18 protein-coding genes are annotated in these 20349 nt (G+C 69.4%); 14 read left to right on the top strand and 4 right to left on the bottom strand.

All coding sequences use genetic code 11. The features are described from left to right. Positions 1-16 precede the first annotated feature (16 nt). The 4 genes from cobG to cobJ are packed head-to-tail and all read left to right on the top strand — an operon-like array spanning position 17 to position 3612. Positions 17-1477, top strand: a complete 1461-nt coding sequence (gene cobG / locus ASG27_RS11505) for a precorrin-3B synthase (protein WP_082485920.1) — start codon at positions 17-19, stop codon at positions 1475-1477. Beyond that, complete coding sequence (locus ASG27_RS11500; protein WP_056167792.1) at positions 1399-2028, top strand: precorrin-8X methylmutase; 630 nt, start codon at positions 1399-1401, stop codon at positions 2026-2028. The genes cobG and ASG27_RS11500 overlap by 79 nt, the downstream gene beginning before the upstream one ends. A gap of 4 nt (positions 2029-2032) precedes the next feature. Beyond that, positions 2033-2788 (top strand): precorrin-2 C(20)-methyltransferase, encoded by a 756-nt coding sequence (gene cobI / locus ASG27_RS11495; protein WP_156370622.1) that lies wholly within the window; start codon positions 2033-2035, stop codon positions 2786-2788. After that, a complete protein-coding gene (cobJ, locus tag ASG27_RS11490; RefSeq protein ID WP_056416167.1) occupies positions 2782-3612 on the top strand; it encodes a precorrin-3B C(17)-methyltransferase in 831 nt (276 codons plus the stop codon). The genes cobI and cobJ overlap by 7 nt, the downstream gene beginning before the upstream one ends. Here cobJ and ASG27_RS11485 read toward each other — a convergent pair. Then, complete coding sequence (locus ASG27_RS11485; RefSeq protein WP_056416164.1) at positions 3567-4346, bottom strand: cobalt-precorrin-6A reductase; 780 nt, start codon at positions 4344-4346, stop codon at positions 3567-3569. The two genes, cobJ and ASG27_RS11485, sit on opposite strands and share 46 nt — an antisense overlap. Here ASG27_RS11485 and ASG27_RS11480 point away from each other — a divergent pair. The 6 genes from ASG27_RS11480 (at position 4345) to xdhB (ending at position 12039) form a co-directional block, all read left to right on the top strand. Next, the gene (locus tag ASG27_RS11480) at positions 4345-5538 is read left to right on the top strand and encodes a bifunctional cobalt-precorrin-7 (C(5))-methyltransferase/cobalt-precorrin-6B (C(15))-methyltransferase (protein WP_056416161.1); all 1194 of its coding nucleotides are present in this window, start codon (positions 4345-4347) and stop codon (positions 5536-5538) included. The genes ASG27_RS11485 and ASG27_RS11480 overlap by 2 nt on opposite strands. Positions 5539-5555: 17 nt before the next feature. Then, the gene (locus ASG27_RS11475; RefSeq protein WP_056416411.1) at positions 5556-6092 is read left to right on the top strand and encodes a cobalamin biosynthesis protein; all 537 of its coding nucleotides are present in this window, start codon (positions 5556-5558) and stop codon (positions 6090-6092) included. Then, positions 6089-6931: a precorrin-4 C(11)-methyltransferase gene (gene cobM / locus ASG27_RS11470; RefSeq protein ID WP_056416158.1), complete on the top strand. Its 843-nt coding sequence runs from the start codon at positions 6089-6091 to the stop codon at positions 6929-6931. Before ASG27_RS11475 ends, cobM begins: the two co-directional genes overlap by 4 nt. Next, positions 6928-7773: a precorrin-6A synthase (deacetylating) gene (gene cobF / locus ASG27_RS11465; RefSeq protein ID WP_056416155.1), complete on the top strand. Its 846-nt coding sequence runs from the start codon at positions 6928-6930 to the stop codon at positions 7771-7773. Before cobM ends, cobF begins: the two co-directional genes overlap by 4 nt. A gap of 280 nt (positions 7774-8053) precedes the next feature. Continuing rightward, positions 8054-9595, top strand: a complete 1542-nt coding sequence (gene xdhA, locus ASG27_RS11460) for a xanthine dehydrogenase small subunit (RefSeq protein ID WP_056416152.1) — start codon at positions 8054-8056, stop codon at positions 9593-9595. Then, positions 9592-12039: a xanthine dehydrogenase molybdopterin binding subunit gene (xdhB, locus tag ASG27_RS11455; RefSeq protein WP_056416149.1), complete on the top strand. Its 2448-nt coding sequence runs from the start codon at positions 9592-9594 to the stop codon at positions 12037-12039. Before xdhA ends, xdhB begins: the two co-directional genes overlap by 4 nt. A gap of 68 nt (positions 12040-12107) precedes the next feature. Here xdhB and yghU read toward each other — a convergent pair whose 3' ends face one another. The 3 genes from yghU to polA all read right to left on the bottom strand — a co-directional run bounded on the left by yghU (position 12108) and on the right by polA (position 16786). Next, entirely contained in the window at positions 12108-12995 is an 888-nt protein-coding gene (gene yghU, locus ASG27_RS11450) for a glutathione-dependent disulfide-bond oxidoreductase (protein WP_056416145.1), read from the bottom strand. Between the two features lie 234 nt (positions 12996-13229). Continuing rightward, on the bottom strand, positions 13230-13667 hold the full coding sequence (locus ASG27_RS26690) for a hypothetical protein (RefSeq protein WP_156370620.1): 438 nt from the start codon (positions 13665-13667) through the stop codon (positions 13230-13232). Positions 13668-13915: 248 nt separating this feature from the next. Then, the gene (gene polA / locus ASG27_RS11445; protein ID WP_082485932.1) at positions 13916-16786 is read right to left on the bottom strand and encodes a DNA polymerase I; all 2871 of its coding nucleotides are present in this window, start codon (positions 16784-16786) and stop codon (positions 13916-13918) included. A 54-nt stretch (positions 16787-16840) separates the two neighbouring features. On the opposite strand from polA, the gene ASG27_RS11440 reads away from it, so the two are divergent. The 4 genes from ASG27_RS11440 (at position 16841) to ASG27_RS11425 (ending at position 20230) form a co-directional block, all read left to right on the top strand. Next, positions 16841-17200, top strand: a complete 360-nt coding sequence (locus tag ASG27_RS11440) for a hypothetical protein (RefSeq protein ID WP_056416142.1) — start codon at positions 16841-16843, stop codon at positions 17198-17200. 90 nt (positions 17201-17290) lie between these two features. Then, positions 17291-18241 (top strand): homoserine kinase, encoded by a 951-nt coding sequence (locus ASG27_RS11435; RefSeq protein WP_056161961.1) that lies wholly within the window; start codon positions 17291-17293, stop codon positions 18239-18241. Positions 18242-18552: 311 nt separating this feature from the next. Beyond that, positions 18553-19401, top strand: coding sequence for a BPSS1780 family membrane protein (locus tag ASG27_RS11430; RefSeq protein ID WP_056416140.1), 849 nt, complete (start codon positions 18553-18555; stop codon positions 19399-19401). Beyond that, on the top strand, positions 19352-20230 hold the full coding sequence (locus ASG27_RS11425; RefSeq protein WP_056416137.1) for an iron dicitrate transport regulator FecR: 879 nt from the start codon (positions 19352-19354) through the stop codon (positions 20228-20230). Before ASG27_RS11430 ends, ASG27_RS11425 begins: the two co-directional genes overlap by 50 nt. Positions 20231-20349: the final 119 nt, after the last annotated feature.

Genomic DNA, 20349 nt, shown 5'->3' with positions numbered 1-20349 from the left:
ATATTCCTCACCCTGCATGAACCCCACCCCGCAGATCCAAGGCTGGTGCCCCGGCGCCTGGCAGCCCATGGCCTCGGGCGACGGGCTGGTGGTGCGCGTGCGCCCGCCGCTGGGCCGGCTGACCCTGCACCAGGCGCTGCGGCTGTCGCGCCTGGCGCAGGTGCACGGTGCGGGCACGCTGGAGCTGTCGAGCCGCGCCAACGTGCAGCTGCGCGGCGTGCCGCCCGAGCGCCATGCCGCGTTGCTGCGATCCCTGGCGGCCTGCGGGCTGCTGGATGCGGATGCGCGCAGCGAGCGCCTGCGCAATGTGGTGGTCGACCCGCTGCACCGGCCCGGCGACGGCGTGCAGGCGCTGGCCCTGGCGCTGCACCAGGCGCTGGCCCGGTCGCCGGAGCTGGACGCCCTGCCCGCCAAGTTCGGCTGGTCCATCGACGGCGGATATTCGACTTGGCTGCATGGCGTATCAGCAGACATCCGCCTGCTGCGCGCCCCTGGCCTGGGCACCACCGCATGGCGCGTGCAGCCCGATGGACTGCGCTGGGCGCTGGCGGCAAACAACCAGCAAGACGCTGTGGCTGCGGGCCTGGCACTGGCACGCTGGTTTGCACAACGCTGCCTGCGCCAGAAAGCCGTGGGGCAACGGGCCGGACGCATGGCCGCCTGCGCAAAAGAACTGGAAAGCGCACTTCACCACCCCGCTGACGAAAATTCCACGGCCACGGCCACGGCCACGGCCACGTCCACGTCCACGTCCATGGCATGGCTGGCGGACCTGCCTGCGGGCGTGGCATGGGTGCCCGCTGACGGGGTGGTCACTGCACAGGCGCCAGAGCACATCCGCGGGGACGACGCCCTGCCCGGCTGGGTGCCCGGCGTCGGCACGCTGGTGGCGGCACCGCTGGGCCGCGTGCCTGCCCAGGCGTGGGCCGACATGGTTGGCGCAGCGCGCCGCAGCGGCGTCACGGGTTTGCGCATCACGCCGTGGCGCATGGTGTTGCTGGAAAGCGGCTCGGGCATCGCTGGCAGCGTCAGGCAGGGATGCGAAGCCGCTGCAGGCCTCGCATCCAGCCCGCACTGGATCACACACCCCGACGACCCGCGCCTGCGCGTGTCCGCATGCACCGGCGCCCCGGGCTGCCCGCAGGCCCACGCGCCCACCCAGGCCCTGGCGCTGGCCTGCGCGCCCCATGTGCCGCCGGGCGCGCACCTGCATGTGTCGGGCTGCGCCAAAGGCTGCGCCCGCCAGGCGCCGGCCACGGTCGCTCTGCGGGCGGAAGCGACCGAACGCGGACCGATTTGGGCGGTGATTCGCCAAGGGACTGCCAGCCAGGTCACCGATGAGCGCATGAAGGAGGCCATCCTGCAAGACAATCCCGGGTTGTTGTTTGCAAAGAATTCATGCTCCACCGCTACGAAACCCAGGGCGCCGAGATCTACCGGCAGTCCTTTGCCACCATCCGGCGCGAAGCCGAGCTGAGCCGCTTCACCCCCGTCGAAGAGCGCGTCGTGGTGCGCATGATCCACGCCGCGGGCATGGTCGAGCTGGCCCCGCTCGTGATGTTCTCCCCCGGCATGGCCGAGGCCGCGCGCCAGGCGCTGCAGGACGGCGCCCCCGTGCTGTGCGATGTGCGCATGGTGAGCGAGGGCATCACCCGCACCCGCCTGCCCGCCACCAACCCCATCATCTGCACGCTGCAGGACGAGCGGATACCCGCTCTCGCCCAGCAACTGGGCACCACGCGCAGCGCCGCGGCGGTGGAGCTGTGGCGCCCGCAGCTGCAGGGCGCCGTGGTCGCCATCGGCAACGCACCCACAGCCCTGTTCCACCTGCTCAACATGCTGCAGGAGCCCGGCTGCCCGCGGCCCGCGGCCATCATCGGCTGCCCGGTGGGCTTCATTGGCGCGGCCGAGTCCAAGGACGCCCTGATGCACGACCTGCCCGTGCCCGCGATGATCGTGCGCGGCCGCCTGGGCGGCTCTGCGATGACGGTGGCCGCCATCAACGCACTGGCCAGCGATGTCGAGTAGCGCCATGGCATCCGCGCAGGCCCGGCCCGGCATCGTCTGCGTGGGCCTGGGCCCCGGCGACCCCGACCTGATGAGCGTGAAGGCCGACCGCCTGGTGCGGGGCGCGCTCCACGTGGCCTTCTTCCGCAAGAAGGGCCGCCCCGGCAAGGCGCGCCAGCTGGTGCAGGGCCTGCTCGCACCCGGCGTGACGGAATACCCCATGGAGTACCCCGTGACCACCGAACTGCCGGTGGACAGCGCGGACTACGTAGCCCAGCTCTCGGCCTTCTACGACGACTGGTGCACGCGCCTGACCCTGCTGGCGCAGACGCAGCAGGTGGTGGTGCTGTGCGAAGGCGACCCGTTTCTGTACGGCTCGTTCATGCACCTGTACACCCGCCTGCGCGATCGCACCGGCACCGCGCCCGACGTGGTGCCCGGCATCCCCGGCATGGTGGGCTGCTGGCACGCCACCGGCGAGCCCATCACCTGGGGCGACGACGTGCTGAGCGTGATGACCGGCACCCTGCCCGAGGACGAACTGGTGCGCCGCATGCAGACCGCCGACGCGCTGGTGGTGATGAAGGTGGGGCGCAACCTGCCCCGCATCCGCCGCGCGCTGGTGCGCACCGGGCGGCTCGATACCGCGTGGCTGGTGCAAAACGGCACCACGGCCACGCAGCAGGTCGCCCGCCTGGCCGATGTGGCGGACGACGCCTGCCCGTACTTCGCCATCGTGCTGGTGCACGGCCAGGGGCGGCGGCCGGAGGCGGCATGGTGAACGGCTCTGCCAACCCCGCCGCAGGCCGCCTGACCATCGCAGGCCTGGGCCCCGGCGCCCTGGCGCAGATCACTCCCGAAGTGGCCGCGGCCCTGCAGCACGCCACCGATGTGGTCGGCTACTTGCCGTACGTCGCGCGGGCGCAGGCCCTGTGGCAGCAAGCCGCCGCACCGCATCCTGTGGCCTGGCACGCGTCCGACAACCGGGTGGAGCTGGACCGCGCGCAGCAGGCGCTGGCCCTGGCCGCACAGGGCCGGCAGGTCGTGGTGGTGTCGTCGGGCGACCCGGGCGTGTTTGCCATGGCGTCCGCGGTGTTCGAGGCCATGGAGCACGCGGCGCCCGCCACATCGGCAGCCTGGCAGGCCCTGGACGTGCAGGTGCTGCCCGGCATCACCGCCATGCTGGCGGCAGCGGCGCGCGCCGGGGCCCCGCTGGGCCACGACTTTTGCTGCATCAACCTGTCGGACAACCTCAAGCCCTGGCCGGTGATCTCCCAGCGCGTGCGGCTGGCGGCCGAGGCCGACTTCGCGATGGCCTTCTACAACCCCCGCTCGCGCAGCCGGCCCGAGGGCTTCGTGCGGCTGCTGGAATTGCTGCGCGCCCACTGCGAGCCCGGGCGCCTGCTGGTGTTTGCGCGGGCCGTGTCCACCCCCGACGAGCAGCTCACCGTCTGCACCCTGGCCGAGGCAGCGCCCGAGATGGCCGACATGCGCACCGTGGTGCTGGTGGGCAACAGCACCACGCGGCGCGTGGGCCGGTTCACCTACACGCCGCGCTTTTATGGCGTGCCAGCCGATGCGTCTTCACCGGGCAACGCGCCATGACGCACCCAGTGCATCACCGCGCCCACGTCTTCGGTGCGCGCACGCTGCGGCAGGGCTGGCCGCTGCACCATCACCACCGGCAGGCCCAGCGCGCGCGCCGCGTCGAGCTTGCCGCGCGTGGCCTCGCCGCCCGCGTTCTTGGCCACCAGCCACTGCACGCGGTGCGCCTGCAGCAGGGCCAGGTCTTGGTCTGCGCTGAAGGGGCCACGCCCGATCACCAGGTCCACCGCGGCATCGGGCCAGGGCAGGCTGCCGGGCGCGGGGGCATCCACCAGCCGCAGCAGGTAGCGGTGCTGCCCCAGGCCTGCAAAGGCATGCAACTGCTTGCGCCCCACGGCCAGGAACACCCGCGCCGGTGTCTCTGGCAAAGCCAAGGCAGCGGTCGCCATGTCGGGCACGTCGATCCACCGGTCGCCCGGCCCGGGTTGCCACGGGGCACGCTCCAGCGCCAGCAGCGGCACACCGGCCATGGCACAGGCCTCGCAAACATGGCGGCTCATCTGCGCGGCAAAGGGGTGCGTGGCATCCACGACGTGCGTGATGCCATGGTCCACGAGGTACTGCACAAGCCCCGGCACCCCGCCAAAGCCGCCGACGCGCACAGGCAAGGGCTGCGCCAGCGGGGCCTGCGTGACGCCCGCATACGAAAAAACGGCCGGCACGCCCGCCTGGTGAAGGGCCTGGGCCAACTGGCTGGCGCCGGTGGTACCGCCCAGCAGGAGAACATGCGTCATGACTGATCCGTGGTTGACATTGGTCGGCCTGAATGAAGATGGGCTGGAAGGACTGGCCCCCGCCGCCCGCCGCGCACTCGATGACGCCCAGGTGGTGTTCGGCGGCCCGCGCCACTTGGCGCTGGCCGAGGTGGGAGACCGCGGCCGGCCCTGGCCCGTGCCCTTCGACGTTGCCCCCGTGCTGGCCCTGCGCGGGCAGCGCGTGGTGGTGCTGGCATCGGGCGACCCGTTCTGGTTCGGCGCGGGCGGCAGCCTGGCGGCGCACCTGGCGCCCCACGAGTGGCGCTGCCACGCGCAACCCTCGACATTCTCGCTGGTCGCGGCGCGCCTGGGCTGGCGGCTTGAGGCAGTCGATTGCCTGGGCCTGCACGCCAGCCCGCTGCAGCAACTGCTGCCCCGCCTGGCACCAGGGCGCCAGTTCATCGTGCTGCTGCGCGATGGCGCGGCCGCGGCGCAGCTGGCGCAGTGGCTGGTGCACGAAGGCTGGGGCGACAGCAGCCTGTGGGTGATGGAGGCCGTGGGCGGCCCGCGCGAGCGCTGCCGCAGGCTGGCGGCGCACGAGGCGATCACCGCGCTGCCGGCAGACCCCGCACTGGCCCCCGTGGCCGTGGCCCTGCAGGCCCAGGGCGGCGTGGGCATGCCCCAGGTACCGGGCCGTGCCGACGATTTTTATGCGCACGACGGGCAGATCACCAAGGCCCCGGCCCGCGCACTCACGCTGGCCGCCCTGGCCCCACGCCGCGGCGAGCGGCTGTGGGACATCGGCAGCGGCTCCGGCTCCATCGCGGTGGAGTGGTGCCTGGCCGGGGGCACGGCGCACTGCGTGGAGCAGCATGCGGCCCGCGCAGACAACATCCGCCGCAACGCCGAGCACGTGGGCCTGCAGGCCGCGCTGCAGGTGGTGCACGGCACAGCGCCCGCAGCCTTGCACGGGTTGCAACCGCCCGAGGCGGTGTTTGTCGGTGGCGGTTTCGACGCCGCGCTGTTCACCGAACTGCAGGCGTTGATGCCCGCCGGTTGCCGCCTGGTGGTCAACGCCGTCACACTGGAGACGCAGGCACTGCTGGTCCAGCTGCATGGCGCGCACGGCGGGCAATTGCTGCGGCTGGAGCTGTCCAGCGCCCAGCCGCTCGGGCGCATGCACAGCTGGCAGGCGGCCCGCCCGCTGGTGCAGTGGAGCTGGCAGCGATGAAGGGTGATGCCCGCCTGATGCCCCCTGACTCCGCCGCGGGCCAGGGCCACGTCTGCAGGGTGGTGGGCGTGGGCCTGCGCGCCCATGCACAGCCCGCCGCGCTGCACGCGCTGTGGGCCCAGGCCCAGGCCTTGCTGCGGGGCGATGTAGTGTGGGCTGCGGACGACCTGCGCCCTTGCGCCGTGGCCGTGCTCGACACCAAGGCGGAGCATCCCGCGCTCGCAGCCTGGCTGTCGGGCATCGCCGGCAGCGCACCGCCCGTACCGGTACGGGCAATCCCCGCCGCAGACCTGGCCGGCCAACCGGTGGCCACCCAATCGCCGCGCCTGCAGGCGCGCTACGGCACCGGCAGCGTAGCCGAAGCCGCGGCCCTGTCGGCCGCCGGACCGGGCGCCGCCTTGGCCGTGCCGCGCCTCGTGGCCGCCGATGGCAGCGCCACACTGGCCGTGGCCGTGGCAATCCGGCGCACTGGCGACCCGGCCTGTGGCATCGCAGCGGTCGCCCTGCCGCATGCCAAGGGCCCATCTCAAGAACGACAAGGAGCATCGGCATGACCGTGCATTTCATCGGCGCCGGCCCTGGCGCCGCCGACCTGATCACCGTGCGTGGCCGCGACCTGATGGCCGCGTGCCCGGTCTGCCTGTACGCCGGCTCGCTGATCCCGCGCGACCTGCTGGCGCACTGCCCGCCGGGTGCCCGCATCGTCAACACGGCGGCCATGAGCCTGGACGACATCGTGGCCGAGATCGAGGCCGCCCATGCGCAGGGCCAGGACGTGGCGCGCCTGCATTCGGGCGACCTGTCGGTGTGGTCCGCCATGGGCGAGCAACTGCGCCGGCTGCGCGTGCTGGGCATTCCGTACACCGTGACGCCCGGCGTCCCCTCATTCGCTGCCGCTGCGGCCACGCTGGGCGCGGAGCTCACGCTGCCCGGGCTGTGCCAGTCGGTGGTGCTCACGCGCACGTCGGGCCGCGCCACGTCCATGCCCGAGGCCGAGAACCTGGCGGCGTTTGCCGCCACCGGCGCGGTGCTGGCGATCCACCTGTCGATCCACGTGGCCGACAAGGTGCAGGCCGAGCTGCTGCCGCACTACGGCGCCGACTGCCCCGCCGCCATCGTGTGGCGCGCCAGCTGGCCCGACGAGACCGTGGTGCGCACCACCGTGGGCGCGCTGGCGCAGGCCGTGGCCACCAGCATGGAGCGCACCGCCCTGATCCTGGTGGGCCGCAGCCTGCAGGCCGAGGACTTTGCCGAAAGCCGCCTCTACGCCGCCGACTACGACCGCCGCTACCGTCCCCTGGGCACCGCGCCGCGCTTTCCGGCCACCGATGTGAACGGCGGCACGGCGCTGGACACCGCCCGCGACGAGCCGCTGGACGCGCCCTCCGCATGAGCGACGAACAGGCCCTTCCCCCCATCGCGCTGACCCTCATCGGCATCGGCACCGGCAACCCCGACCACCTCACGCGCCAGGCCATCGCGGCGATGAACGCGGCCGACCTGATCCTGCTGCCGCACAAGGGCGAGGACAAGGCCGAGCTGGCGGCCCTGCGGCAGTCGCTGTGCGGTGCGGTGCTGACGGGCCCTGCGGTGCCGTGCATCGCCGGCTTCGACATGCCGGTGCGCCGCAGCCAGGGCGACGACTACCTGGCCCAGGTGGACGAATGGCATGCCGCCATCACGCAGCAGTGGCAGGCGGCCATCGCCGATGCATTGGCGCAGACCCGCCTGCCTGTGCCCGCCGATGGCGCTGCGCTGCGCGTGGCGCTGCTGGTGTGGGGCGACCCGTCGCTGTACGACAGCACGCTGCGCATCGCGGCCCGCCTGCAGCCTGCGCCGGCACAGGTGCAGGTGGTGGCGGGCATCACCTCGGTGCAGGCGCTGGCGGCGGCGCACGCCATCGCACTCAACGACATCGGCCAGCCCTTCGTGGTGACCACCGGCCGCCAGCTGCGCGACCACGGGTGGCCCGCCGGGGTGGACACGGCCGTGGTCATGCTCGACGGGCAGTGCAGCTTCACCACCCTGCCGCCTCAGGACTTGCACATCTGGTGGGGCGCCTACCTGGGCATGCCGCAGCAACTGCTGGACGGCGGCCCGCTGGCCGAGGCCGGCCCGCGCATCGAAACGGCCCGTGCCCAGGCCCGCGCGCGCCATGGCTGGATCATGGACATCTACCTGCTGCGCCGGCAGAGTGCCGCCGGGGCCGAAAGGGCGGTTCCCGAGGCCGTCTGAAAAGACCGCTCCTATTCGATTCGACATCCATCAACTTCAACCGTTCACACTGAGCTTGTCGAAGCGCCGCGCAGGGCTTCGACAAGCCTGCCCTGAGCCTGTCGAAGGGCTCAAGCGGAACGGTTTGGTTCAATTTCAAAGATGCCGACGCCATAAAAACCCATAGCGCGCCGGGCATCCTCGTTATACGCTCGCGCTTATGTGGGCGCTGCGCGGTGCGCATACGCTCTGGAACTATCCCTCTGACGATTACCTGCCCGGACCCCGGGCCGCCCCACGCATGACGACGCCCCACCGCCCCCTTCGCTTCATCCGCCGCGGCCAGCCCGTGGTGCTGAACCACATACCGCCCGACCGCACCTTGCTGGAGGTGCTGCGCGAAGACCTGGGCTGCACGGGCACCAAGGAAGGCTGCGGCGAGGGCGACTGCGGCGCCTGCACGGTGGTACTGGGTGAGCCGCGCGACGGCCAGGTGCACTACAGCGCGGTGAACAGCTGCATCCGCCTGGCGCATTCGGTGGACGGCATGGCGCTGTGGACAGTGGAAGACCTGGCGGAAGACCCGCTGATTCAGCCGGCGGATGAACCGGCACCCCGCGTCACATCGACAACCAGCCTGCATCCCGCGCAAGAGGCCATGGTGCAGTGCCATGGTTCTCAGTGCGGCTTCTGCACCCCCGGCTTTGTGATGAGCCTCTTCGGCATGTACCAGCGGCACGTGGTGCCCATCCAGGCGGCAGGCTGCGCCACCCACCAGCCGATTACCCGCGAGATGGCGCAGGAAGACCTCTCGGGCAACCTGTGCCGCTGCACCGGCTACCGCCCCATCCTCGATGCGGCGCAGCAGATGGCGACCCTGCCCGCCGTCGCAGTCAACGAACCGCTATTGCTACAAAAATTGCAGCAAATGAATGAATCAGGGCCAGCGGTAGCGCCTGATTCTTCTTACATCGCCCCCACGACACTGCCTGAACTGCTGGCAGCCCGCGCAGCCCACCCCGGCGCGCAGGTGGTGGCCGGCTGCACCGATGTCGGCTTGTGGGTGACCAAGCAGCACAAGCAGTACGAACGCATCCTCGATGTGACCCGCGCGGCCGAGCTGCGCCAGGTGCAACGCGATGCGCACCACATCGCCATCGGCGCCGCCGTATCGCTGACCGAGGCGTTCGCGGTGCTCAAGGCCCAGTGGCCCCAGTTGCACAGCTTTGCCACGCGTTTTGCGGGCCTGCCGGTGCGCAACTCGGGCACGCTCGGTGGCAATGTGGCCAACGGCTCGCCGATTGGCGACTCCATGCCGCTGCTGATCGCGCTGCGCGCCCAGGTGGTACTGGCCAGCAGTGCGCGCGGCGAGCGCACGCTGCCGCTGGAAGACCTGTACACCGGCTACCGCCAGAACGTGATGGCGGCCGATGAGCTGCTGGTGCGCATCGTCGTGCCGCGCCCCGGCGTGACCGAGGCGCTGCGCGCGTACAAAATTTCCAAACGGTTCGACGACGATATCTCGGCCGTTTGCCTGGTCATCAACCTCGACATCGACGCCGGCACGGTGCGCCATGCCAGCATCGGCGCCGGCGGCGTGGCCGCAACGCCCGCACGTGCCCGCCAGACCGAAGCCGCCCTCACCGGCCAGCCCTGGAATGCCGACACCGTGCACAACGCGGTGCAGGCGCTGCAGGCAGAGTTCAACCCCATCTCCGACATGCGCGCGAGCGGCGCCTACCGCCGCACCGTGCTCGCCAGCCTGCTGCAGCGCTTTTGGCTGGAGAGCCAAGGCGAAGACGCGGTGAGCGTGGAGAACTTCCGCCTGGAGGCCACCGTATGAACCAGCGCGACAACGGCCCCGCCAGCCTGCCCGTGAGCCGCGACGCCGGCGACGACCCCATGGTGGCAGCGGCCGACGCCCACGCCGCCGACCCGCAGCCCCGGACGGCTGCCGGCGCACCCTCCGCCCCGGTCCCCGCCCCCAGCCTGCGCGCCATGGGCCAGTCCCACATCCACGAAAGCGCGCGCGCCCAGGTGGCCGGGGCCGCCCACTACATCGACGACCTGCCCGAGGTGAAGGGCACGCTGTACGCCGCGCCCATACTCTCCACCGTGGCCCACGGCACGCTGAACGGCGTGGATGCCGCCGCCGCCCTCGCCCTGCCCGGCGTGCGCGGCGTGGTGCTGTCGGCCGACGTACCGGGCGACAAGCTGCTCGCAGCCTTCGCGCACGACGAGCCCGTGTTTGCCATCGACACCGTGCAGCACATCGGCCAGGTCATCGGCCTCGTCGTGGCAGATTCGGTGATGCAGGCGCGCCGCGCGGTGCGGGCCGTGAAGCTCGACATCACACCCCTGCCCGCCGTGCTCACCGTGCAGGACGCGCTGGCGGCCCAAAGCTATGTGCTGCCACCGGTGTTCGTGCGCCGGGGCGACGCGGCCGCAGGCCTGGCCTCGTCCGAACACCGCCTGAGCGGCCAGTTCGAAGTCGGCGGGCAAGAGCACTTCTACCTCGAAGGCCAGATCGCCTACGCCCTGCCGCTGGAGCAAAAGCAGTGGTGGATCTACTCCAGCACCCAGCACCCCGGCGAGGTGCAGCACTGGGTGGCACACGCGCTGGGCATCGACAACCACGCGGTCAAGGTCGAATGCCGCCGCATGGGTGGCGGCTTCGGCGGCAAAGAGACGCAGGCCGGCCACCTGGCCGTGTGGGCGGCCGTGGCCGCGAACAAATTCGGCCGCCCCATCAAGCTGCGCCTGGACCGCGACGAAGATTTCATGGTCACCGGCAAGCGCCACCCGTTCGCGTACGACTACGACGTGGGCTTTGACGCCACCGGCCGCATCACGGGCCTGAAGCTGCAGATGGCGGCCAACTGCGGCTTTTCCGCCGACCTGTCGGGCCCCGTGGCCGACCGCGCCGTGTTCCACAGCGACAACGCGTACTACCTGAGCGATGTGGAGATCGCCTCGTACCGCTGCAAGACGAACACCCAAAGCCACACGGCGTTTCGCGGCTTCGGCGGCCCGCAGGGCGTGATCGTGATCGAGGCCATCCTGGGCGACATCGCGCGGGCGCTGGGCCGGGATGCGCAGGACGTGCGCATGGTCAACCTGTACGGCAAGGACGCATCCGAAGGCCGCAACGTCACCCACTACCAGATGACGGTGGAGGACAACATCCTGCACGCGCTCTTGCCCCAGCTCGAGCGCGACGCCGACTACCGCCAGCGCCAGGCGTCGATCGCGGCGTGGAACGCCACCAGCCCTGTGCTCAAGCGCGGCCTCGCGATCACGCCGGTCAAGTTCGGCATCAGCTTCACCGCCACGCTGTTCAACCAGGCCGGCGCGCTGGTGCATGTGTACACCGACGGCAGCGTGCAGGTGAACCACGGCGGCACCGAGATGGGCCAGGGCCTGCACACCAAGGTTGCGCAGATCGTGGCCGACGAGCTGGGCGTGCCGCTGGCCCGCGTGCTGGTCACGGCCAGCGACACCAGCAAGGTGCCCAACGCCAGCGCCACTGCCGCCAGCAGCGGCACCGACCTGAACGGCCGCGCAGCCCAGTTCGCAGCACGCAACGTGCGCGACAACCTCGCAGCCTTCGTGTCGGGGCTGGACACCTGCGGCGCGGGTGCGATCCGCTTCGAAGGCGGGCAGGTGATCTCGCCGAAAAATGTGCGCCAGTTCGACGACGTGGTCAAAGAAGCGTACGCCAACCGCATCCAGCTGTGGAGCGACGGCTTCTACCGCACGCCCAAGATCCACTACGACAAGGCCACGCTCACAGGCCGGCCGTTCTACTACTTCAGCTACGGCGCCGCGTGCTCCGAGGTCGTCATCGACACCCTCACCGGCGAGAGCCGCGTGACGCGCGTGGACATCCTGCACGACGTGGGCCACAGCATCAACCCGGCCATCGACATCGGCCAGATCGAAGGCGGCTTCGTGCAGGGCATGGGCTGGCTCACCACCGAGCAGCTGGTGTGGAACGACAAGGGGTACCTGGCCACACACGCCCCCAGCACGTACAAGATCCCGGCGACGGGCGACATCCCCGCGCACTTCCGCGTGACCCTGTGGCCCGAGGCCAACCGCGAAGACAACGTAGGCGGCAGCAAGGCCGTGGGCGAGCCGCCGTTCATGCTGGCGATCAGCGTGTACGAAGCCCTGCGCAACGCGGTGGCTGCGGGGCGTGAAGGCGGCCCTGGCCGCCCGGTGGTTCTGACCGCACCTGCGACCGCTGAGAATGTGCTGAAGGCTCTGGGTCGGCTGGTGGATTGAAGCTCCGGGCGGTGTGCTGCAGGTTCAGTACAGGAAACCTGCCGGTACCGCCCCCGCTGCGCAGGTGGTCAGGAGCCCGATGCAGCGTCCAGCTTGTCTTGCGTTCTGCTATCAAAGTCGCTGGCGTCGTGCCGCTCGCGCAACTGGCTGGCCGGCTCGCCCGACACACGGTTCACCTTGCGCCCCCGCTCCACCGCCGGGCGCCGGGCCACCTGCTCGGCCCAGCGCAGCACGTGCGTGTATTCGTGCACCTGCAGGAACTCGCCCGCGCTGTAGGCCTGCCCCTTGACCATCAGGCCGTACCACGGCCAGATGGCGATGTCCGCGAGCGTGTACTCGTTGCCCGCGACGTACTCCTGCCCGGCCAGGCGCTGGTTCAGCACATCGAGCTGGCGCTTGGTCTCCATCGCATAGCGGTCAATCGCGTATTCGATTTTGACGGGGGCGTAGGCATAGAAATGCCCGAATCCGCCGCCGACGAACGGCGCACTGCCCATCTGCCAGAACAGCCACGACAGGCACTCCGCACGCGCCGCGCCGTCCTTGGGCAGGAAGGCGCTACCGAACTTCTCGGCCAGGTACATCAGGATGGCACCAGACTCGAACACCCGCACCGGGTTGGCGGCGTCCGTGCGGTCCAGCAGCGCGGGTATCTTGGAGTTGGGGTTCACCGCGACGAAGCCGCTGCCGAACTGCTCGCCCTCGTTGATGCGGATCAGCCAGGCGTCGTACTCCGCACCGCTGTGACCCAGCGCGAGAAGCTCTTCCAGCAGGATGGTCACCTTGACCCCATTGGGCGTACCCAGCGAGTACAGCTGCAGCGGATGCCGGCCTAAGGGCAGTTCCTTGTCATGGGTGGCGCCCGCAATGGGGCGGTTGATGCTGGCGAACTGGCCGCCGTTTTCCTTGTGCCATTGCCAGATGGCGGGTGGTGTGTAGGGGGTGGTGTCGGGCATGCGGTGCTCCAAGCAGAAGAGTGATTGCTAGCGGCATCGCCAGCCACTGCAGACCGAGTTTAGCGATGCCGTTTATTCGCCGCTGAGCACGGGCCAATGGCCTGTGGAGTGGGTAACTTTTGAGGACCGCAATGGCAGAGCTTCGGCACTGCACATCAGTGCTGACACGCAGGTACCTGACGCAACATGGTTGCGAATGGTCAACCAGCGGTACGGTCCAATGTCAGCGAATGGTCACGCTCCGGGGTTGTCTGGCTCCGAATCCGGTGCGTTTTGGGGCAACACCTTGGCCAGGTGCAGCAGGACATACACCACCACTGCGGGCACAACAATTGTCGAAAGCAGGCGAAGCAGCGGGCCATAGTTTGACTGCGACAGGTGCAGATAGACAGCGGGCGCCAATGATCCGGTGAGTACAAGCCAAAGTAGCCAGAAAGCGGCCCTCCAGCGTTCCTGCGCCCTCGCAGGAACGCTGAACCTTGCCCACGCCCAACCGGCCAGCGCGGCAAGAGCAGAAATGAGAACCGCTGCTGCCAGAACCATATGCCATGTCGCGACAAAGTATGGTCGACTGGGCACGGTCAGAGACAGCAAGAAGTGCACAACAAAGGCACCTATCAGAACCAGCGCTTGAGAGCGCGACAAGAACGGTCTGCGGGCGAAGTTAGGCATCCGTGCTCACCTCACCCGTGCCAGCCAAATCGTGCCGAAGCACTGGCAAGTGCATCTGCCTGCGAGTTCATATTTATCCCCCAGAGCAAGCCAACCATCAACAGCCAATTCCCGAAGAGGCCGCGAGCTTTGGCTGCGGCAAATTGCATGCTTCACATGTGCAAACGCAGGGCGACGGCCTGCAGCCTGCAAGCATAACCCCCTTGGGTCTGATAGACATCGCCCCGTAAACTTTGCTGTCCCCAGCCTCAATGCGCCTTGTCCCAGTTCGGCCCCACACCCACTTCGGCCAACAACGGCACCTTGAGATCCGCCACTTCCGCCATCAACCGCGGAATGTGCGTGCGAACCCACTCCACGTCCCCTTCTGGCAGTTCGAACACCAGTTCGTCGTGCACCTGCATGATCATCTTGATGCCCGGCTTGTTCGCATCCAGCTCCTGCTGCACCGCCACCATCGCCTTCTTGATCAAATCCGCCGCCGTGCCCTGCATCGGCGCGTTGATGGCCGCCCGCTCCGCGCCGCTGCGGCGCGGGCCGTTCGGGGAGTTGATCTCGGGCAGGTACAGGCGGCGGCCGAACACGGTTTCCACATAGCCGCGCGCCTTGGCGGACGCCTTGGTTTCGTCCATGTACTGCTTCACGCCAGGGTAGCGCTGAAAGTACCGGTCGATGTAGGCGGCTGCGGCCTTTGTCTCTATGCCCAGGTTCTTGGCCAGGCCGAAGCTGCTCATGCCGTAGATGAGACCGAAGTTGATGACCTTGGCGTAGCGGCGCTGTTCGCTGCTCACCTGGTCGACCTCGACGCCGAACACTTCGGCGGCGGTGGCGCGGTGGACGTCCAGGCCGTTACGAAACGCGTGCAGCAGCGATTCGTCGCCGCTGATGTGGGCCATGATGCGCAGCTCGATCTGGCTGTAGTCGGCGCTCGCGATCACGCTGCCCGGCGGCGCCACGAAGGCCTCGCGCACACGGCGGCCTTCCACGGTGCGGATGGGGATGTTCTGCAGGTTGGGGTCGTTGCTGGACAGGCGGCCCGTGATGGCCACGGCCTGGGCGTAGTGGGTGTGCACGCGGCCAGTGCGCGGGCTGGCCAGCTGGGCCAGCTTGTCGGTGTAGGTGCCCTTGAGCTTGGACAGGCTGCGGTGCTCCAGCAGCTTGGCGGGCAGGGGGTAGTCCTCGGCCAGCTTTTCCAGCACTTCTTCGTCGGTGCTGCGCGCGCCGGTGGCGGTCTTCTTGACCACGGGCATGCCCAGCTTGTCGAAGAAGATTTCTCCGAGCTGCTTGGGTGACCCCAGGTTGAAGGGCTGGCCCGCGATCTCGTAGGCGTCCTGCTCCAGTTTGAGGATGCGCTGGCCCAGTTCGTGGCTCTGGTTGGCCAGCGTGGCCGCGTCGATCAACACGCCGTTGCGCTCGATGCGGAACAGGGTTTCGCTGCTGGCCATCTCCAGCTCGTAGATGCCGCGCAGTGGGCCTTCGGCTTCGAGCATGGGCCAGAGCACGCGGTGCACGTCCAGCGTCTGGTCGGAGTCTTCGCACGAGTAGGCCGCTGCCTTGTCTACCGCCACCTGGGCGAACGGGATCTGGTGGGCGCCCTTGCCGCACAGGTCTTCATAACTGATGCCGCTGCGGCCGGTGTGGCGCTCGGCCAGGCTGGCCAGGCCGTGGGGCTTGTGCACTTCGAGCACGTAGCTTTGCAGCATGGTGTCGTGCGCATAGCCCTGCACCTCAATGCCGTGGTTGGCGAACACATGGCGGTCGTATTTGATGTGCTGGCCCAGCTTGGGGCGGCTGGCGTCTTCGAGCCAGGGCTTGAGCTTGGCCAGCACGTCGTCGAACGGCAACTGCTCGGGCGCATCAGGCCCGGCGTGGCGCAGCGGAATGTAGGCTGCGGCACCGGGCTCCACGCTGAAGCTGATGCCGACGATCTCGGCGCGCAGTTCGTCGAGCGACGTGGTTTCGGTGTCGATGGCGGCCAGTTCAGCCGCCTGCAGCTTGGCAAGCCAGCGGTCGAAGTCGGCCCAGGTGAGGATGGTCTCGTACGACACCTCGCGGCCCTGCGCGGCCTCGGCCACGAAGGTCGCCTCGGGGGATGCGAAGAGGTCGCCGCTGGCGCCCGGCAGTGCGACCTTGGACTTGGAATTGGCCTTGGCGTCGGCAGGCGCGTTGGATTCCAGCGCGCGGGCCAGGCCCTTGAAGCCATACTTTTGATAGAAGTCGCGCAGCGGGGCGGCGTCTTCCTGGCGCATGGCGATCGCATCCATGGCCGGCAGGCCGTCGACATGCCCGGCCAGGTCGCAGTCGGTCTTGATGGTGACGAGCTGCCGCCCGGTGGGCAGCCACTGCAGCGCGCCGCGCAGGTTCTCGCCCGCCACGCCCTTGATCTCGCCGGCACGCGCGATGAGGGCATCGAGCGAGCCATATTCGGCGAGCCATTTGGCAGCCGTCTTGGGGCCGACCTTGGGCACGCCGGGCACGTTGTCCACGGTGTCGCCCACCAGGGTCTGGTAGTCCACCATCAGTGATGGCGGCACGCCGAACTCGGCCGTCACGCCCGCCACGTCGCGCTTCTTGCCGTTCATGGTGTCGATGATGGTGATGTGCTCGTTCACCAGTTGCGACAGGTCCTTGTCGCCGCTGGAGACGATCACCTCCACGCCCTGCGCCGCCGCCACCGCAGCCAGCGTGCCGATCACGTCGTCGGCCTCCACGCCGGGGACGCAGACCACGGGCCAGCCCAACAGGCGCACGACCTCGTGGATGGGCTCGATCTGCGCGCGCAGGTCGTCGGGCATGGGGGAGCGCTGCGCCTTGTACTCGGGATACAGGTCGTCGCGGAAGGTGGGGCCGCTCGCATCGAAAACGCAGGCGGCATAGCCGGACGGGAATTCGCGCCGCAGCACCTGCAGCATGTTGATCATGCCGCGGATGGCACCGGTGGCGGGGCTTTCCGGGTCGCCCGGCACCGCGCGCAGGTCGGGCATGGCATGGAAGGCGCGGTACAGGTAGCTGGAGCCGTCCACCAGCACCAGGGTCTTTTTGTCGCCAGAGGGCTGCGCGGCGGAAGGCGTCGCCCCTTCGGCGGCGGGGCTGGGGGATGCAGAGGATTCTTCGGTCATGGGCGGATTGTGCACGCGCAGCCCGGCCACGGCCGGCGCTCTACAATCCCGCCCATGCGCGCTGTACACCTCCTTTTGCTGCTGGCCATGGCCTCCAGCCCCGTCCTGGCCCAAACCAATAGTCAAACTGCCCCTCAGGGCGCGGTAGACAAGCGCGAGGCGCTATCAGAACCAGAGCAAATGGGCGGGCGTGGCAATCAACGCACCGAGCGCATCCAGATCGAGGACGCCGGCAGCCGGGTCGACGAGCTGCGCGTGGGCGGCCAGACGCAGACGATTTCTGTGCAGCCCAAGGCTGGCAACCTGCCCAGCTACGAAGTGCAGTCGCCCGACGGAGCCCGCAGCCGCGCTGGCAGCAACAGCGGCGCCGAGACGACCACCGGCCCGCGCGTGTGGAACGTGCTGAAGTTCTAAGCCGCGCCGGCTGCACCGCAGCGCCCCGGGGCCCCCGCACGCCCCGCCCTTTTTCCTTGTCAGTCCTCCACCCTTACGCACCCCTGAGCGATGGCCGTTTTTACCGAAGTCTCCAACACCGAGGCGCAAGACCTGCTGCGCCGTTTGCAACTGGGTGAGCTGGTGGAGCTGCGCGGCATCGAGGGCGGCATCGAGAACACCAATTATTTTCTGACCAGCGACCAGGGCCAGTTCGTGTTGACGCTGTTCGAGCGCCTCACGGCCGAGCAGCTGCCCTTTTACCTGCACCTGATGAAGCACCTGGCGCACGGTGGGGTGCCGGTGCCCGACCCGCGGGCCGACAAGGATGGCGACATCCTGCTGTCGGTGTGCGGCAAGCCGGCCGCGGTGGTCAACAAACTGCGCGGCAAGAGCCAGCTGGCGCCACAGGGCGTGCACTGCGCGGCCGTGGGCACGATGCTCGCGCGCATGCACCTGGCCGGGCGCGATTTCGAACGGCACCAGCCCAACCTGCGCGGCCTGCCCTGGTGGAACGAGACCGTGCCCGTGGTGCTGCCGCACATCGGCGAATCGCAAGCAGCCTTGTTGCGCTCCGAACTGGCCTACCAGAACCACGTGGCTGCGGGCTCTGCCTACGCGGCGCTGCCCAGCGGCCCCGTGCATGCCGACCTGTTCCGCGACAACGTGATGTTCGAGGGCGAAGAGCTCACGGGCTTCTTCGACTTCTACTTTGCGGGCGTGGACACCTGGCTGTTCGACCTGGCCGTGTGCCTGAACGACTGGTGCATCGACCTGCCGACCGGCCGGCACGATGCCGAACGCGCCGCCCGCATGCTGGACGCCTACCAGGCCGTGCGCCCGTTGACCGCCGCAGAGCGCGAGCTGCTGCCCGCGATGGCGCGCGCAGGGGCCCTCAGGTTCTGGATCTCGCGGCTGTGGGACTTCCATCTGCCGCGCGAGGCCGCCATGCTCACGCCGCACGACCCTACGCACTTCGAGCGCGTGCTGCAGGACAGGATTGCACGCCCGCTTCATCTGTAGCCCCATTGTCTGTGCCCCACTGCCCTTCACACCAAGCCGAGTCGCCGCTGCGCAGGGCCTGATGCGCGGCCACGCCACCGCGGCACCCCCCGCATTGGCAGCCCACTGGCCACACACCGGCTAGCCGTCCCCACACCCACAGATCCACCTCGCAGCCCGTACCCTGGACACCCTTCATGGCGCCCGGATTGGGGCACTGGGGTAAATTCAGCCCTGTTCTTCTACCATCACCGCTTTGCCGCGGGCCCCGGCCAGGGCGGTGGGGGATGGCACACGCGGGCGCAGGTCCTCTTTTCTTCCCGATTGCATTCATGAAACTCCACATCGTTCCCGCCCGCACCGGCATGACCTGGGTCAAGCTGGGCGTCCGCGCGTTCTGGCGGCAGCCCATGGCGCTGGCGGCGCTGTTCTTCATGACCATGGCGGCCATGTCGCTGGCCACGTTGATCCCGCTGGTAGGGCCGGCCATCGCGCTGGCACTGCTGCCATCGGCCACGCTGGCGATGATGGTGGCGGCGGCCGAGGCCACTCAGGGGCGGTTTCCCACGCCCGCCGTGCTGCTGGTGGCGTTTCGCACCGGGCAGCAGCGGCTGCGCGACATGCTGGTCCTGGGCGCGCTGTACGCCGTGGGGTTCCTCGCGGTGATGGGGCTGTCGGCCCTGATCGACGGCGGGCAGTTTGCCAAGGTGTACCTGGGCGGCGCGCCCCTGACCAAGGAGATGGCAGAAGACGCGGCCTTCCAGAGCGCCATGTGGACGGCCATGCTGCTGTACCTGCCGCTGTCGCTGCTGTTCTGGCATGCGCCCGGGCTGGTGCACTGGCATGGCGTGCCGCCGGTCAAGGCGCTGTTCTTCAGCATCGTGGCCTGCCTGCGCAACTTCGGCGCCTTCATGGTCTACGGGCTGGGCTGGCTGGGCGTTTTCCTGCTGGGCGGCGTGGTCGTGACGCTGGCGGCAGCGCTCCTGGCGGCGATGGGCTTGAGCGGCGCGGCCTCCGGTGGTGTGATGGTGGGTGCCGCGATGATGCTGGCCGCCATGTTCTTCACCTCGATCGTGTTCACCTTCCGCGATTGTTTCGAGCCGCCCCACCACCCGTCTGACGAGGCCACCCATGACACCCCAACGCCCCCGCCCTCCGACCCAGCTGCTGGGCCGCACTGAAGACGAGCTGGTCTGGCACCGGCGCCGCAGCCTGCTGCAGGCGGCCGCGCTCTGGGTGGCCGGTGGCGGCTGGACGGCCGCCCAGGCCCAGTCGCGCAGCAACATCGTGGAGCTGCGCGGCGACGTGCGGCGCAACGGCGAGGCGCTGACCCCGCAGCACACCATCACCGCGGGAGACCGCATCGAGACCGGCCCGGGCGCCACGGTGGTGTTTGCCGTGGGCGACGGCGCCTTCCTGGTGCGCCAGAACTCCCACGTGGCGCTGGAGGGCGACACGCCCACCGCCGTCAAGGTGCTGCGCCTCGTCAGCGGTGCCGTGGCCAGCGTTTGGGGCAAGGGCGCCGACCGCAAGGTCATCCTGCCCACGGCCACCGCGGGCATCCGCGGCACGGGGGTGTATGCCGAGGTCTTTGCGGACCAGGGCAACCGGGGATATTTCTGTAATTGCTACGGCATCGTGGACCTGGCCACCGGCGGCGAGAGCGTGGTGAGCGAGGCGTCCTACCACCAGTCGTTCTGGGTCGAGAACGCGCCGCGCAATGGCCGCCTGCTCACGCCCGCGGGCGCCATCAACCACACGGACGAGGAGATGGAGTTCCTGGCCAGCCTGATCCAGCAGCGCACCGCGTGGCAGATTGCGGGTCGCAAGGGTACCAAGGACGGCACCGGGCAGATGGGCTACCCCGCAGCGCCTGGCGGGAGCAACGCATCACCTGCACCGGCGGGGTCCACGCCAGCGTCCTCACCGGCGTCAGCGCCTCCATCGACACCAGCACCCGCGCCAACGTACCGCGCCCGCCCCCCGTCTCCCTACGGCTCCGACTACTGAGACAGCGGCGGCCGGGGCCGTCACTGCCCATCAGGGACATCAGGGACAACAGTGGCATTGGTGGCCATGAGTGAGCATTGCTATCCGCCACTGCGCCTTGCTGCAAATCACTGCAAGTC

It is taken from the genome of Acidovorax sp. Leaf191, assembly GCF_001424425.1.
Lineage (GTDB): Bacteria > Pseudomonadota > Gammaproteobacteria > Burkholderiales > Burkholderiaceae_C > Acidovorax.
This window is presented reverse-complemented; position numbering and strand designations above follow the sequence as displayed.